Source organism: Brevundimonas sp., assembly GCF_041648055.1.
In the GTDB taxonomy this organism is placed as follows: domain Bacteria; phylum Pseudomonadota; class Alphaproteobacteria; order Caulobacterales; family Caulobacteraceae; genus Brevundimonas.
The window spans coordinates 338,321-352,836 of sequence record NZ_JBAZPS010000001.1; the positions used below are offsets into that span (position 1 = coordinate 338,321).

Consider the following 14,516-nt stretch of genomic DNA (forward strand, 5'->3'; position numbering starts at 1 on the left):
CAACCAAGGAAACCGGATGAAGGCATAAGCACAGCTTTTCTCCCTCCCCCGTCGGGGGAGGGTGGTCGCGAAGCGACCGGGTGGGGAGGGCTCGACGACCCAAGCACCGGGTTTGTTTTGCCGAACCGCCCCCACCCCGTCTCGGCTTCGCCTCGACGCCCCTCCCCCCCGAGGGGGAGGGAGAACACCTCCTCACTTCCCCCGCCGCCTCAACCGCCCTAAACCCATCGCATGCCCAAGCTGACGTCCCTGATCGATCCCAACAGCGCCGCCTTCAAGGCCCTGCACGCCCACAACACCGCCCTGAATGCCGAGCTGCGCGACAAGGTCGCCAAGGCCGCCCTGGGCGGATCGCAGGCGTCTCGCGACCGCCACGTCTCGCGCGGCAAGCTGCTGCCGCGTGACCGGGTGGAGCGTCTGCTGGATCCCGGCTCGCCTTTTCTGGAGATCGGGCAGCTGGTCGCCAACGGCATGTATGGCGATGCCAAGGACCCCGACGGTGCACCCGGTGCAGGCATGATCTGCGGCATCGGCCGCGTCTCGGGCCGCGAGGTCATGATCGTGGCCAACGACCCGACGGTGAAGGGCGGGGCCTACTTCCCCCTGACGGTCAAGAAACACCTGCGGGCCCAGGAGATCGCCGAACAGAACAACCTGCCCTGCGTCTATCTGGTCGATTCGGGCGGGGCGAACCTGCCGCACCAGGCCGAGGTCTTTCCCGACCGCGACCACTTCGGCCGCATCTTCTTCAACCAGGCGCGGATGAGCGCACGGAACATCCCCCAGATCGCCTGCGTCATGGGCAGTTGCACCGCAGGCGGCGCCTATGTTCCGGCCATGTCGGACGAGACGGTCATCGTCCGCAACCAGGGCACCATCTTCCTGGCCGGCCCGCCGCTGGTGAAGGCGGCGACGGGCGAAGTCATCAGTGCCGAGGAACTGGGAGGGGCCGAGACCCACGGTCGCCGCTCCGGCGTCGTCGACTATGTGGCCGAGAACGACGAGCATGCGCTGGAGATCGTGCGCGACATCGTCGGCCATCTGAACAGCGTCAAACCCATGCCGCTGGACGTGCGCGAACCGCGCGCGCCCGCGCTTGATCCGGATGAGCTGTACGGCATCATCCCCGACGACGTCCGCGCGCCCTATGATGTGCGCGAAGTCATCGCCCGCACCGTCGACGGCTCTGAGTTCGAGGAATTCAAGGCGCTGTACGGCACCACCCTGGTCTGCGGTTTCGCCCGCATCTGGGGCTATCCGGTCGCCATCCTGGCCAACAACGGCGTGCTGTTCTCCGAGGCCGCCGTAAAGGGCGCGCACTTCATCGAACTGGCGTGCAAGCGCAAGATCCCGCTGGTCTTCCTGCAGAACATCAGTGGCTTCATGGTCGGCGGCAAGTACGAGGCGGAGGGTATCGCCAAACACGGGGCCAAGCTGGTCACGGCTGTCGCCAGTGCCGAGGTGCCCAAATTCACGGTCCTGATCGGCGGCAGCTTCGGGGCCGGCAACTACGGCATGTGCGGCCGTGCCTTCAATCCGCGCTTCCTGTTCACCTGGCCCAATGCCCGGATCAGCGTCATGGGCGGCGAACAGGCGGCATCCGTCCTCGCCACCGTCCACCGCGATGCCGATACCTGGACCAAGGATCAGGCCGAGGCCTTCAAGGCCCCGATCCGCCAGAAATACGAGGATGAGGGCAACCCCTACTACGCCACCGCCCGCCTGTGGGACGACGGCATCATCGACCCTGTCCAGACGCGGGATGTGCTGGGCCTGGCCATCAGCGCCTCCCTGAACGCCCCTATTCCGGACACCACGTTCGGCGTGTTCAGGATGTAAGCTGGAAGAAACTCTTCTTCCAATCATGGGAGAAGGATCACGATTGAAGCGTTAGGCCTCCTATGACCGACAAACCTACCCCTACCGACTCCGACATCAACGCCCTGGACATCACCGATGCCGAGGCGGCCGAGATCAACGCCATCTCCCATCCCCTGGTCGCCGACCCGGCCCCGGATGCCAACGACGACCTGATCCAGATCGATTCGACCGTGGACGGGACCGTCTTCGTCACCATCAACCGCCCGCACAAGAAGAACGCCTTCGACGCTGCCACCATCGCGGCCCTGTATGAAGCGTTCGAGACCCTGCACGGGGCGGACAATGTGCGCGTAGTCTTCATTCGCGGCGCAGGCGGCACCTTCTCCGCCGGGGCTGATCTGGGCTGGATGGCCGATGCCGCACGCTGGAGCGAGGGCGACAATCGCGACGACGCCATGGGCCTGGCGAAAATGCTCAAGGCCCTGCACGATATCCCGGCCCTAACCGTGGCCCTGGTCGAGGGCGCGGCCATGGGCGGCGGGGCTGGCATCGTCGCCGCCTGCGACATGGCCGTGGCCGTCGAGGGCACGCGCTTTGCCTTCTCCGAGGTCAAGCTGGGCCTCATCCCCGCGACCATCGCCCCCTATGTCGTCGAAGCGGTCGGTGCCCGCCGCGCGCGCCAGCTGTTCCTGACCGCCAACATCTTCGACGCCGACTATGCCGCGCATGCGGGGCTGATCGACATGGTCCTGCCCGAGGGGTCGATCGACGAGTTCATCTCCATGCTGACCGACAGCCTGACCGGAAACGCACCCGGCGCGATGGGCGACGCCAAACGCCTGGTCAACGACGTGGCCGGCCAGAAGATCGACCACGGCCTGATGGAAGAGACCGCCAAACGCATCGCCCGCGCCCGCGTCTCGCCCGAGGGCCAGGAAGGCGTCGGAGCCTTCCTGGAAAAGCGCAAGCCGAACTGGTCACAGTAGGCGTTCGCTCAAGGCCAGTGGCGCGGGGTGAATCGGCTCGCTAGAACGGGTTCATGTTCAAATCCGTCCTTGTCGCCAACCGTGGCGAGATCGCCTGTCGCGTGTTCCGGACCGCCCGCCGCATGGGTATCCGCACCATCGCCGTCTATTCCGAGGCCGATGCCCGCGCCCTTCATGTGCGGGAGGCGGACGAGGCGATCCTGATCGGCCCGGCCCCGGCGCGCGAGAGCTATCTGGACGCCGCCAAGGTTCTGGCCGCAGCCAGGGCTACAGGGGCCGAGGCCATCCACCCCGGCTATGGCTTCCTGTCCGAGAACGCCGACTTTGCCGAGGCCGTGATGGCCGCCGGGCTGGTCTGGATCGGGCCACCGCCCGCCGCCATCCGCGCCATGGGCCTGAAGGATGCGGCGAAAAAGCTGATGATCGGGGCGGGCGTGCCCGTCACCCCGGGCTATCAGGGCGAAAATCAGGACGCCGACTTCCTTGCCGCCGAGGCCGCGCGCATCGGTTTCCCCGTGCTGATCAAGGCGGTCGCCGGTGGCGGCGGCAAGGGCATGCGCAAGGTCGACCGGGCCGAAGACTTCGCCGACGCCCTGGCCAGCGCCCAGCGCGAGGGCCAGTCCTCCTTCGGCGATCCGCGCGTCCTGATCGAGAGCTACATCACCCGCCCGCGCCACATCGAGGTGCAGATCTTCGGCGACAGCCACGGCACGGTCGTCCACCTGCATGAGCGCGACTGCTCCCTGCAACGGCGCCACCAGAAGGTGATCGAGGAGGCCCCGGCCCCCGGTATGGACCAGGCGACCCGCGACGCTGTCACCGCCGCCGCCGTCCGCGCCGCCCAGGCCGTGAACTATGAGGGGGCCGGCACCATCGAATTCATCGCCGACGCCTCTGACGGGCTGAAGGCCGACCGCATCTGGTTCATGGAGATGAACACCCGGCTTCAGGTCGAACACCCGGTCACCGAGGCCATCACCGGTGTCGACCTGGTCGAATGGCAGTTTCGCGTCGCGGCGGGCGAGCCCATCCCCCTGAAACAGGCCGACATCCCCCTGAACGGCTGGGCCATGGAGGCACGGCTCTATGCGGAAGACCCCGCCAACGGCTTCCTGCCGAGCATCGGGCGGCTTTGGCACTTTGAGATGCCGGACCACATTCGGGTAGACACGGGTGTGCAGCGGCTTGGAGAAGTCAGCCAGTTTTATGACCCGATGATCGCCAAGCTTATTGTGCATGCTGAAACGCGAGACGCTGCGGCGACCCAGTTGGCTGACGCATGTGAAGACGTCGAAGTCTGGCCTGTTCGGACTAACGCAGCCTTCCTCGCCCGTTGCCTGCGTCATCCACGGTTCGGTTCGGGAGACGTCGATACGGCCTTTATAGCGTCCGAAGAAACCAGCCTTCTCGGAGAACCTACCGACCGGGAACTGGATGCTGTGGCGCTTGCTCTAGTGGCTGGCGACACCCGGTGGGACCTGCGGACTGGGAGCAGGGACGTGTTTGGCCCGTGGGATCAGGCTCATGGCGTGCGGCTCAACGCGGCTAACCGCGCTTTTTATCGCGCATCACGCAATGGAAAGGTCGTTACCGGAGACGTCCGGTATGATGCAGGCGGTGCCACCGCGCGGGTGATCATCGACGAGCATGCTTTTGACGTCACGGAACACTATGATCTGGTCACGGTGGGAGATCGTGGTCTGGCTTATCGTGAACAGAATTCCGGTCTTCATCTGATCTTTGACCGTGGCGAAGTCTGGGAGATTGAGCGCCCGCAAGCATCTGCAATAGGCAGTGGCGGAACCGGCACCGCCTCCGACGGCTCGCTCCGCGCGCCCATGCCCGGCAAGATCGTCGCGACCCCCGCCAAGGCCGGGGACACCGTGACCAAGGGTCAGCCCGTTATCGTGGTGGAGGCCATGAAGATGGAACACGCTCTGGTCGCGCCGTTCGACGGCGTCATCGGGGCCGTCAACGCCAACGTGGGTGATCAGGTAGGAGCAGATGCCGTGCTGGCTACGGTCGAGGCGTCGGCCGGGTGAGCCAACCCACCCTGCACATGATCAAGCTCTGCGTCGGCGTGGCCAAGGTCGAGACGCTGGAGCGCCGTGTCGCCAAGGGCGACTGGCTGACGGTTCACACCCGCATGACCCCCAAGCGCGCACAGGAGCTGGAGGACGGCGGCTGCCTTTATTGGGTCATGAAGGGCTCGGTCACCTGCCGCATGCCCATCGCCGACATCACCACCAAGGGCGAGGGCAAGACCAGCATGTGCCACATCCGCCTGCACCCGGAAGTCATCCGCACCGCGCCCCAGGCCCGCCGCCCCTTCCAGGGCTGGCGCTATCTGGAGCCAAAAGACGCCCCCTTGGACCTGTCGACCATGGACGCCGGTGACCTGCCCGACGATCTGGCCAAGAAGCTGAGAGAAATGGGGGCGTGGTAGGGATCAGGTTCTAGGGATTAGGTTTTAGGGGCTAGGGAAGGATTGAAGACTCGCGCCATCATGCGGTCTCATCCCGACTTTCCCTAGAACCTAACCCCTAAAACCTAGCCCTCCCAGATGCCCCTTCCCCGCTCCGACCGGCTTGAAGACGCCCTGCACCGCATCTTCGAGGGAGGGAAGAATACCCGCGCCAGCTGGTTTGCCCTGACCGGCGGCGAAATCCTGTTTGCTGAGGGGACACCCGCCGACACCCTGTACCTGCTGCGCAGCGGCCGTCTGGGCGTCTTCCGGCGCGATGCTCATCAGGACCGCCCGCCCGAGTTCGTCGGCGTCATCCGCCCCGGGGAACCCGCAGGCGAAATGGCCATGATGGCGGGCACCGAGCACACCGCCGATGTCGTCGCCCTGCGCGACTGCGAAGTCCTGGCCCTGCCCCGCGACGCCTTTTTCGAAGCTGCGCGCAAGGAACCCGACCTGATGGTCGAGTTGTCTCGCCTGATGATCCAGAGGGCACGCGACCGGCGGTCCGGTGGGGGCGAGCCCAGCGTCTTCGGCTTTGTCTCGGCCCGCCAGCGCCCCATCCGCGCCTTTGTCGAGAGGATCGCCGCAGCGATTCAGGCGAATGGCTTTACCTGTCAGGTCATCGACCACTCCGCCCTGACCTCCGCCGCCGACTGGTTCAGCCGGGTCGAGGATACGCACGACTATGTGCTCTATGTCGCGGAGCTGGACGAGCCCGCCTGGGCTGCACTCTGCGCACGCCAGGTGGACCGCGTCTTCGTCGTCGGCAACGGTCTTCTGGCTCCACCCAACCGGCCAATGCCGCATACCGGCGTGCTGGATGCCCAGCGCCGGACCGACCTGATCCTGATGCGCGATCCGCGTATGAAGCGGCCCGCCAATACCGCCGCCTGGATCGACGCCATCCAGCCCGGACGTTGGTTTCAGGCGGTGGAGGGGGCCACGGACGATGCGGAGCGCATGGCCCGCGTCCTGACCGGCAGCGCCGTGGGCGTGGTCTTCTCCGGGGGCGGAGCCCGCGCCTATGCGCACATCGGAGCGCTGCGCGCGCTGCACGAGGCGAACGTGCCAATAGACTTCGTCGGCGGCTCCTCCATGGGGGCGGTGATCGCCGCTGGCCCGGCCCTGGGCTGGACGCAGGAGGAGCTGGAGGCCCGCATCCACCGCGCATTCGTGGTCAAGAACCCGCTGTCGGACATCACCTTTCCCATGCTGGCCATGACACGGGCCGCGAAGGTGGATCAGTTGCTGATCGACGCCTATGGCGACATGGACCTGGCCGATACGGTGCGGCCCTTCTTTGCGGTCTCGACCAACCTTACCAGCGGCAAGATCGAGGTCCACCGACGCGGCATGATGCGCAAGGCGATGCGGGCGTCCATCGCCATCCCCGGCCTGCTGCCCCCCATCGTCATCGACGGACAGGTGCTGGTCGACGGCGCGGTGCTGAACAACCTGCCTACGGCGGTCATGCGCCAGATGAACAGCGGTCCCGTCATCGGTGTGGACATGTCCCAGGCGCGCGGCGTGGATCCTCAGGTCATACTGCACCCGCCATCCGTCTGGCGCTTTCTGGCCACCGGGGCCTGGCGTCGCGGCCCCCCAATTGTGTCCATCCTGATGCGTTCGGCGACCCTGACCACGGATGCCGAACTGGAGGTCTCACGCGGGGCCACCGACATCCTGGTCCAGCCCAGGCCCGAGGGTACCGAAATCCGGGACTGGAAGAGCTACGAGCCGACTGTGATGGTCGGATACCAGGCGACACTGGCGGCTCTGTCCAAAGTCGATGGCCCCATCACCGCCATGCGACAGAGAAAGACCAGACGGGGCTAAGGGTCAGCGCCAGCGTGGGCCAGGTTTTAGGGACAGCCTCGGAGCATGTGCTCTAACGAGGAATGGTACCGCCTCTCAGGCTTGAACTGAGGACCTCCGGTTCCACAAACCGGCGCTCTAACCAACTGAGCTAAGGCGGCGCATTAAGCGAGGATGGGTGTCTAGCGGCGCCGAACCTTCCGATCAAGCGACCCCGACAAAAAACCCGTTCCAATTGAAAAACCCCGGGCCGTGGCCCGGGGTTTTCCTGTTGTCGGCGTTTGTTGGCTAGTCGCCCAGCTGGAACCGGACGGTGTAGCGAACAGTCGCACCCTGAGCGGCACCGTCGACGGTACGGGGCGAAACCCGCGAACGCCGTGCTGCTGCCAGTGCGGCCTGGCCGAAGCCTGCGCCGCTAGGCGTTTCAGAAACGACCTGACAGCCGGCGAGCGAACCATTCGGCTGAACAGTGCAGCTTACCGTTACGCTACCGCTCTCAACACCACGGCTTTGCGCCCGTTCCGGGAAATCAGGCGGAACCTGACGTGCCCAGGTCGGGTTGGTGATCACGGACGGACGCGGAGGAGCGGGCACTGGAGCCGGCTCCGGCGGTGTCCGGGTGATGACCGGAGGACCGGCAACCTCGATACGATCGGCCTTCTTGACCGTCTCAATGTTCACTGCCGGAGGCGGCGGTGGCGCATTGGGGACGATGACCGGCGGACGGATCTGCAGCTTCGGCGGCGGCGGCGTGTCAGGCGGAGGCGGCGGAGGCGGCGGCGGTGGCGGCGGAGGCGGAGGGGGCGGGATCAGCTCCACGTCCACGGCGTCATCCGAATAGTCCACCACCTTCATCTCGAACTTCGTACGCTGAAGGAAGATGATCAGCGCCACGAACATGGCCAGAACCGTGCCCAGGGTGATCAGCCAGACGAGTGGCGACACCCCCATGAAGCCCTTCTTGCGAGGGGCATCATAGCGACTGCGATGATATTCGACGGGTGTATCTGTCATCGTTACCTCGCCTTGTCTTCGCCGACGAGGGCGACGCTGTAGAAGCCACTGTCCTGCAGGGCGTTCATGGCCTGCATGAAGTCGCCGTAACGGGTCGCTTCGTCGCCGCGGATGTAGATACGTTCGCGGGTGGGATCCCGACGACCAACTGCGGCCGTCAGGTCTGCGCCCAGTGATTCATAGCTGCTCTCACCATCCCCAATATAGACCCGGCCATCATCCTGAATCGAGATGTAGACGGGCTTGGGTGGGCTTTCGGTTTGAGCGGCGACGGCGATCGGCAACTTCACTTCAACCCCAGGGGTGGCGACCGCAGACGCCACCATGAAGATGATCAGAAGCACCAGCATGATATCAACGAAAGGCGTGACGTTGATCTCGGCATTCGCCTCGACGATATTCGTGCCGCCGCCCGTTCCTCCGAGTTTGGCACCCATGCGCCTTACGCTCCCTTGTCGAGTTGACGCGAGATGGCGTTCATCAGTTCAGCGTTGAAGCCGTCCGAACGGGTGCCATACGCGGCGATGCGGGTGTTGAAGTAGTTGTAGAACACCACGGCCGGGATAGCGGCGAACAGGCCGATACCGGTAGCCAGCAGGGCCTCGGCGATGCCGGGGGCAACGGCGGCCAGGTTGGTGGTGTTCGACTGCACGATACCGATGAAGGAGTTCATGATGCCGTACACGGTGCCGAACAGACCCACGAACGGGCCGGTCGAACCGGTCGAAGCCAGGAACTGCTGACCGCCCGACAGACGACCGGCAACGCCGGACTGAACGGCGGCAACGGCGTTCTGGGCACGGCCGATAGCCGAGTCGCGGTGGTCGCCGTTAACCGACAGACCGGCCTGACGCGACAGTTCGACTTCTTCGGTAGCGGCAGCGGCCATGTCGGCCAGCGGGTTGCCATCAAACTCTTCCGAAGACGACACGCGGCGCATGTCGGCGATGGTGCGAGTGGTGCGGAACTCTTCCAGGAACTGGTCCGTCTTGCGGTTCAGCTTGGAGAACTCGATCAGTTTGATGATCAGCAGGGTCCACGAGAAGATCGAGGCCAGCAGCAGACCGATCATCACGACCTGCACGACGATGGTTGCTTCCATGAACATGGAGATCGGGGTGATGTCGCCCGAATGTCCACCGGCTTCTTCGGCGGCATCAGCGGCAGGCGCTTCAGCGACCGGAGCGGCAGGGGTGGTCGCTGCGGGGGCAGTGGCTTCCGTCGTAGCCGGAGCCGGAGTGGCGGTATCCTGCGCGAGAACAGGCGAGCTGGCCATCAGGACGGCAGCGCCGGCCATGGCCAGAAGAATGTTGGATTTCTTGATGTCGAGCATAGTGCGCCAGTTCCTGCTGTTTTTTGGTCTGACTGATGAACCAGGATACGTCCGCCGAAACGACCGCCCCCCAATGAAATTCTCTATCCGCCTCTTGGAGCTTTGCAGCACCAGAGCCCGGAACGCCTCCCGACGTTAACGGTTGCCGCTCGGCGACCGTTACGACGTCGATGGGTTCAAGATTATGACAATCTCTGGCCCATCACCGCGATCTTAACGAAAGCGGCCAGTTTCTTTGAACAAGGCCTGCCATAGCGTCAAGGGCGCAATGGCGGTTTGCGAACGACAATTGTCCACAGGCTTGGACACAAACATGTCCTGAAAGTCATCATTCTGGAATGGGGCGATCGCCCTGAAAAGGGCGGTGGTGCCTGGAGGCGGATTCGAACCACCGACACGCGGATTTTCAATCCGCTGCTCTACCAGCTGAGCTATCCAGGCGAGACGTCCGCTCGCGGGAGGGCGGTCTATAGGCGAGGCCGATATGGCTGTCCAGCCGTCAGATCAGTCTTCGTCATCGTCACGCACACCGTCATCGGGCTCGGCCGGAATCGCATAGCCGCCGGTGAACCAGCGTTGCAGGTCCACATCCGCGCACCGCTTGGAACAGAAGGGCCGGTATTCCGGCGTCACAGGCTTCTTGCGGCAAATCGGACAGAGGGCGGCGGTCGTCATGTGGGGTCGATCCTGAACTGTCCGCGAGCGGATGAGGGATCGACAACCAATGCGGCTCTCGGACCCAGTGCGGCCACCAGCGGTTCGGCCACCCGCGCCGTCTCCGCATCGCAGGTTGCGACAATACGGGCCGACATCGTGTCGGACAACACGGCCTGACGCAGCGCGCGCGTCATATCGAGCGCCGCGCGCCAGACAGCCCCATCCCTCGCCAGCCGCTCTTCCACCGGCGTCCTTCGCCACGGCAGAGCCAGTTGCAGCACACCGAAGCGGTTCACCGGCCCGAACACGATGTCCCTGTCCGCACCGAACGCTGACCGCGCATCGGCCAGGATCTCTGCACCATCGTGGCCCACGCCGATCAGATCGACCGCTACCAGCCCGCCCCAACTCTTCAGGCGAATCAACCGCGCCGCCTCGGTCAGGCCCAGCCTGTTGGCGATATCCCTCGCCCGCCCCCCCTTGCCACGACCGGCACCGGGGGCAAGATCCAGGTCCACGGCGATCAGCGCCCGCGTCCGCTGCACACACAGGTCCAGCCCGACATCACCAAACAGTCCCCCATCGCGCAGCGCCTCTTCCTCGGCGTCCGACCCGGCCTGAAGCGCCGCCAAGCCTTTTACCGGTTCCTGCCCTGGCACCAGCGCCGCCAGCATCTGCTCCACCGACGGCCCGTCAGCCAGAAGCCGGGGCTCCCCCTCCCCAGTTCCCGTAAGTCGCAGGCTCGGTCCCTTGCTCTCCCGAGGTTCGGCCGACACCTCGACCTCGACCTTCTGCCCCACGGCAAGCGGGGCACCCGGTCCAAACGGCAGAAACCCCAGCGGGGGCGTGGCTCCCAGATCGACGAACGCCCCCTTCAGACCAGGCTGCACATCGACGATTCGGCCGACACAGCGCGCACCCAGTCTGTGCTGGGCCACCTCGCGCTCGCCCTGGATGATCAGATGCTCAAACCGTCCGTTGCGCATCACAATGCCCCGCGTCTCGCCGGGCGTGTCGTCCAGAAAGACCTCGGTGCCGCTCACGGCGTCCGCAGGCCGACCCCGGCCAGCAGGTTGACGGTCTCATAAAGCGGCAAACCCATCACCCCGTGATGGCTGCCCACGATCTTGCGCACGAAGGCACTGGCCGCGCCCTGGATGCCATAGGCTCCGGCCTTGCCCCGCCAGTCACCGCTGGCAACATAAGCCGCGATCTCGGCGTCCGATAAAATCTTGAAGGTCACGCGCGTCTCGTTGACCCGATGCGTCAGCTTGCCGTTTCGCGCCACCGCCACGCCGGTAAAGACCCGGTGATTGCGGCCGGACAGCAGCTTCAGGAACCGCGTCGCCTCCGCCTCGTCCGCCGCCTTCTCCAGAAACCGGCGCCCAACGGCCACAACCGTATCGGCGGCGAGGACCACCGCGTCGGGATGCCGCTGCGCCACCACCTGGGCCTTGGTCGTCGCCAGGCGCAGGGCCAGACGTGGCGGCGTCTCGTCCTTCAGCGGCATTTCATCGATATCGGCAGGGTCGATCATGTCCGGCGTGAAGCCGATCAGGGCCAGCAGTTCCACGCGCCGCGGGCTGGACGAGGCCAGCACCAGTTCGGGACGGCTCATTCCGAGCCCGCCCTTACTTGAAGCGATAGGTGATGCGACCCTTGGTCAGGTCATAGGGGGTCATTTCGACCAGCACCTTGTCTCCGGCCAGCACGCGAATGCGGTTCTTGCGCATCTTGCCGGCGGTGTGGGCGATGATCTCGTGATCATTGCCTTCGAGCAGCACACGGAACGTAGCATTCGGCAGCAGTTCGCTGACGACGCCGGGAAACTCGAGCAGTTCTTCCTTAGCCATGCGGCCTCTCGCGCCCTTGAATACGAATCAAAACCCGCGCCGGACGAAAGCGCGGATCGTAAGGAGCGGGCCTAATGCCTGAAAATCCGGCGGTAGTCGAGCCGAAGGAAGGGGCTAGGGTCTAGGGGTTAGGGATTAGGGTTGACCGCGCCACTCTGAAATAGCGTTCCCTAGAACCTAGAACCTAATCCCTGACCCCTATCTCACCCCCGCCGATACAGCGCCGTCACCAGCGTGAACAGCCGACGCGCGGTCTCATGATCGATGGTGATCTTGCCGTCCAGCCGGGCCTTCAGCAGCTCTGCCCCTTCGTTGTGCAGGCCCCGTCGGCCCATATCCACCGCTTCGATCTGGGCGGGCGACGTCCCGCGCAGGGCCTCGTAATAGCTGTCGCAGATCAGGATATAGTCGCGGATCACGCCCTTCAGCGGCGTCAGCGACAGGCCGTGCGCTCGTGCAAACTCCGGCCCCTCGATGTCGAACACCAGCTTGGTATCCAGAAGAGACAGCTTGAGGCGATAGGGTCCGCCTTCCGCCCCCACAGGCTCGAAATTGTTCTTTTCAACGAGGTCGAAGATCGCCACCCGCCGCTCGTGCTCAATCTCGGCCGTGGCCGCCGGCAGCGTGACCGCGTCCAGATCGACCGAGATCAGCCGGTGGTCGCTCATTCTGCCAGCCTCTCTTGGGTGTCGGGTTCATCCGCCGCATGGGTCGGGGCCAGTCTGGCGGGCCACCGCTCCGACAAATCAGTCAGCACCGCGTCCAGGCACTCCACATCGACCCTGAGATCGCCGCCGCCCGCAAACATCAGGATGACCCGCCCGCCTGGGGCGGCCTCGGGATCTTCGTCCGGGATGAAGTCCATGGCCAGAAGTTCCAGCGCCGCATCCGGTGACCGGTGCAGACGACGGCTCTTGACCGCGACCACATCTCCGAACTGCATGGCCGCCATCACCCGCGTGCCGCCACACTCCCAACAGAACCGGCTGAGCGCCAGGGTCAACGTCCGCGCACCCGTCTCCCAGACGATGTCCACGGGCCGCATGATCGCGTCCTGCAAGGCGGCGGAGATGATCTGAAGGTCGTCAGCATCCTCGGCCAGCAGGCGCAGGGGCTCGATCGGAGCCTTGGCCACCGGTTCCGCCTCTACGGTCGCGTTCTCGCCCTCGAGAACCTGCGCCTCAATGGTCATGCTCATCGCCCTTGACCCTGCGGATGTCGGCCCCACACGCGGTCAGCTTGTCTTCCAGTTTCTCGAACCCGCGATCCAGGTGATAGACCCGGCCCACCGTCGTCTCACCTTCGGCGACAAGCCCGGCGATCACAAGACTGACCGAAGCTCTCAGGTCCGTCGCCATGACCGGGGCTCCGCGCAAGCTCGGCACACCCGTCACCACCGCGCTGCCCGCATGCACCGAAATGTCCGCCCCCAGCCGCGCCAGTTCCGGCGCATGCATGAAGCGGTTCTCGAAGATGTTTTCCTGGATCGTGCTCTGCCCGTCCGCCGTGGTCATCAGGGCCATGAACTGCGCCTGCAGGTCGGTGGCGAAACCCGGATAGACTTCGGTCGTCAGATCGACGGCCTTCAGCCGCTGAGACGGGTCGCGCTTGACGATCACCCCGTCCTCGGTCGGCGTGATCTCGACACCCGCCGCGACCATCTTGGTGGTCAGCGCCTGCATCAGATCGGCGCGTGCCCTGGTCAGCCGCACCTCTCCCCCCGCCATGGCGGCCGCCACGGCATAGGAGCCCATCTCGATCCGGTCCGGGATCACCGACCAGGTCGCTCCACCCAGGGACGTCACACCGGTGATGGTCAGGACGTCGCTGTCGATGCCCTCGACCTTGGCCCCCATCGCCGTCAGGCAGCGGGCCAGGTCGCCGATCTCCGGCTCGCGCGCGGCGTTTCTCAACACCGTCGTGCCGTTCGCCATGACCGCCGCCAGCAGCGCATGCTCCGTCGCCCCGACCGAAACGATCGGAAACGCGATCTCCGCGCCCTGCAGCCCCTTGGGTGCCCGCGCGGTCACATAGCCCTCTTCCAGCTCGATCTCGGCCCCCAGCGCCGTCAGCGCCTGCAAATGCAGATCGACCGGCCGCGCCCCGATGGTGCAGCCGCCCGGCAGCGACACCTTGGCCTCGCCCGTCCGCGCCAGCAGCGGCCCCAGCACATTGAAGCTGGCCCGCATCTGCCGCACCAGATCATAGGGGGCGAAGGTCGAGCTGATGGTTGCGCCGTGAAACAGTGTCTCCTGCCCGTCTGCGCCGTCACGCTCCGTGACCTCCACGCCCAGTGCCTTCAGCAACCGGCCCAGAAACTTCGTATCCGCCAGACGCGGCATATTGGTCAGCAGCAGAGGCTGATCGGTCAGGATCGAGGCCGCCATCAGCTTCAGCGCCGAATTCTTGGCCCCGCTGACGGGAATCGTTCCGTTCAGGCGGTTGCCGCCCTGAATGACAATACTGTCCATGAAATCTCTGTGTCTGCCCTGAAAGCCAGGGCAACAGCCAAGGCGGACCGGCTATCTAGCGCGTTCGCCACGGGTTGCGAAAGTCCGGCGTCGGTCCGG

General features: G+C 65.2%; 15 protein-coding genes and 2 tRNA genes. 5 read left to right on the forward strand and 12 right to left on the reverse strand.

Annotated elements, in window-relative coordinates; translation table 11 throughout:
* Positions 1–231 precede the first annotated feature (231 nt).
* The 5 genes from WC585_RS01605 to WC585_RS01625 all read left to right on the forward strand — a co-directional run bounded on the left by WC585_RS01605 (position 232) and on the right by WC585_RS01625 (position 7,110).
* The gene (locus tag WC585_RS01605) at positions 232–1,839 is read left to right on the forward strand and encodes a carboxyl transferase domain-containing protein (RefSeq protein ID WP_373255773.1); all 1,608 of its coding nucleotides are present in this window, start codon (positions 232–234) and stop codon (positions 1,837–1,839) included.
* 62 nt (positions 1,840–1,901) lie between these two features.
* Positions 1,902–2,807: an enoyl-CoA hydratase-related protein gene (locus WC585_RS01610; protein WP_373255774.1), complete on the forward strand. Its 906-nt coding sequence runs from the start codon at positions 1,902–1,904 to the stop codon at positions 2,805–2,807.
* Positions 2,808–2,860: 53 nt separating this feature from the next.
* Entirely contained in the window at positions 2,861–4,849 is a 1,989-nt protein-coding gene (locus WC585_RS01615; protein ID WP_373255775.1) for a biotin carboxylase N-terminal domain-containing protein, read from the forward strand.
* A gap of 17 nt (positions 4,850–4,866) precedes the next feature.
* The gene (locus WC585_RS01620) at positions 4,867–5,253 is read left to right on the forward strand and encodes a DUF1489 family protein (protein ID WP_373256770.1); all 387 of its coding nucleotides are present in this window, start codon (positions 4,867–4,869) and stop codon (positions 5,251–5,253) included.
* A gap of 117 nt (positions 5,254–5,370) precedes the next feature.
* Positions 5,371–7,110, forward strand: coding sequence for a patatin-like phospholipase family protein (locus WC585_RS01625; RefSeq protein ID WP_373255776.1), 1,740 nt, complete (start codon positions 5,371–5,373; stop codon positions 7,108–7,110).
* A 63-nt stretch (positions 7,111–7,173) separates the two neighbouring features.
* Here WC585_RS01625 and WC585_RS01630 read toward each other — a convergent pair.
* The 12 genes from WC585_RS01630 to murA form a co-directional block, all read right to left on the reverse strand.
* Positions 7,174–7,250 (reverse strand) — tRNA-His (locus tag WC585_RS01630).
* Between the two features lie 127 nt (positions 7,251–7,377).
* Positions 7,378–8,103, reverse strand: a complete 726-nt coding sequence (locus tag WC585_RS01635; protein WP_373255777.1) for an energy transducer TonB — start codon at positions 8,101–8,103, stop codon at positions 7,378–7,380.
* Positions 8,104–8,105: 2 nt separating this feature from the next.
* Complete coding sequence (locus tag WC585_RS01640) at positions 8,106–8,540, reverse strand: ExbD/TolR family protein (protein WP_373255778.1); 435 nt, start codon at positions 8,538–8,540, stop codon at positions 8,106–8,108.
* 5 nt (positions 8,541–8,545) lie between these two features.
* The gene (locus tag WC585_RS01645; RefSeq protein WP_373255779.1) at positions 8,546–9,436 is read right to left on the reverse strand and encodes a MotA/TolQ/ExbB proton channel family protein; all 891 of its coding nucleotides are present in this window, start codon (positions 9,434–9,436) and stop codon (positions 8,546–8,548) included.
* 365 nt (positions 9,437–9,801) lie between these two features.
* Positions 9,802–9,877: transfer RNA gene (locus WC585_RS01650), tRNA-Phe, on the reverse strand.
* A gap of 63 nt (positions 9,878–9,940) precedes the next feature.
* Entirely contained in the window at positions 9,941–10,111 is a 171-nt protein-coding gene (locus tag WC585_RS01655; protein ID WP_292175465.1) for a DNA gyrase inhibitor YacG, read from the reverse strand.
* Positions 10,108–11,136, reverse strand: coding sequence for an RNA-binding protein (locus WC585_RS01660; protein WP_373255780.1), 1,029 nt, complete (start codon positions 11,134–11,136; stop codon positions 10,108–10,110). The genes WC585_RS01655 and WC585_RS01660 overlap by 4 nt, the downstream gene beginning before the upstream one ends.
* The gene (locus WC585_RS01665) at positions 11,133–11,711 is read right to left on the reverse strand and encodes a nucleoside triphosphate pyrophosphatase (RefSeq protein WP_373255781.1); all 579 of its coding nucleotides are present in this window, start codon (positions 11,709–11,711) and stop codon (positions 11,133–11,135) included. The genes WC585_RS01660 and WC585_RS01665 overlap by 4 nt, the downstream gene beginning before the upstream one ends.
* 13 nt (positions 11,712–11,724) lie before the next feature.
* Entirely contained in the window at positions 11,725–11,946 is a 222-nt protein-coding gene (gene infA / locus WC585_RS01670) for a translation initiation factor IF-1 (RefSeq protein WP_013269122.1), read from the reverse strand.
* Between the two features lie 203 nt (positions 11,947–12,149).
* Positions 12,150–12,614, reverse strand: coding sequence for a UPF0262 family protein (locus WC585_RS01675; protein WP_373255782.1), 465 nt, complete (start codon positions 12,612–12,614; stop codon positions 12,150–12,152).
* Positions 12,611–13,138, reverse strand: a complete 528-nt coding sequence (locus tag WC585_RS01680) for a DUF2948 family protein (protein ID WP_373256771.1) — start codon at positions 13,136–13,138, stop codon at positions 12,611–12,613. Before WC585_RS01680 ends, WC585_RS01675 begins: the two co-directional genes overlap by 4 nt.
* Positions 13,128–14,417 (reverse strand): UDP-N-acetylglucosamine 1-carboxyvinyltransferase, encoded by a 1,290-nt coding sequence (gene murA, locus WC585_RS01685; RefSeq protein WP_373255783.1) that lies wholly within the window; start codon positions 14,415–14,417, stop codon positions 13,128–13,130. The genes WC585_RS01680 and murA overlap by 11 nt, the downstream gene beginning before the upstream one ends.
* Positions 14,418–14,516 lie beyond the last annotated feature (99 nt).

Excerpts from the sequence above, each read along its gene's own strand:
- WC585_RS01605 (WP_373255773.1), top strand. The coding sequence starts at position 232 with ATGCCCAAGCTGACGTCCCTGATCGATCCCAACAGCGCCGCCTTCAAG.
- WC585_RS01610 (WP_373255774.1), top strand. The coding sequence starts at position 1,902 with ATGACCGACAAACCTACCCCTACCGACTCCGACATCAACGCCCTGGAC.
- WC585_RS01615 (WP_373255775.1), top strand. The coding sequence starts at position 2,861 with ATGTTCAAATCCGTCCTTGTCGCCAACCGTGGCGAGATCGCCTGTCGC.
- WC585_RS01620 (WP_373256770.1), top strand. The coding sequence starts at position 4,867 with ATGATCAAGCTCTGCGTCGGCGTGGCCAAGGTCGAGACGCTGGAGCGC.
- WC585_RS01625 (WP_373255776.1), top strand. The coding sequence starts at position 5,371 with ATGCCCCTTCCCCGCTCCGACCGGCTTGAAGACGCCCTGCACCGCATC.
- WC585_RS01635 (WP_373255777.1), bottom strand. The coding sequence starts at position 8,103 with ATGACAGATACACCCGTCGAATATCATCGCAGTCGCTATGATGCCCCT.
- WC585_RS01640 (WP_373255778.1), bottom strand. The coding sequence starts at position 8,540 with ATGGGTGCCAAACTCGGAGGAACGGGCGGCGGCACGAATATCGTCGAG.
- WC585_RS01645 (WP_373255779.1), bottom strand. The coding sequence starts at position 9,436 with ATGCTCGACATCAAGAAATCCAACATTCTTCTGGCCATGGCCGGCGCT.
- WC585_RS01655 (WP_292175465.1), bottom strand. The coding sequence starts at position 10,111 with ATGACGACCGCCGCCCTCTGTCCGATTTGCCGCAAGAAGCCTGTGACG.
- WC585_RS01665 (WP_373255781.1), bottom strand. The coding sequence starts at position 11,711 with ATGAGCCGTCCCGAACTGGTGCTGGCCTCGTCCAGCCCGCGGCGCGTG.
- infA (WP_013269122.1), bottom strand. The coding sequence starts at position 11,946 with ATGGCTAAGGAAGAACTGCTCGAGTTTCCCGGCGTCGTCAGCGAACTG.
- WC585_RS01675 (WP_373255782.1), bottom strand. The coding sequence starts at position 12,614 with ATGAGCGACCACCGGCTGATCTCGGTCGATCTGGACGCGGTCACGCTG.
- WC585_RS01680 (WP_373256771.1), bottom strand. The coding sequence starts at position 13,138 with ATGACCATTGAGGCGCAGGTTCTCGAGGGCGAGAACGCGACCGTAGAG.
- murA (WP_373255783.1), bottom strand. The coding sequence starts at position 14,417 with ATGGACAGTATTGTCATTCAGGGCGGCAACCGCCTGAACGGAACGATT.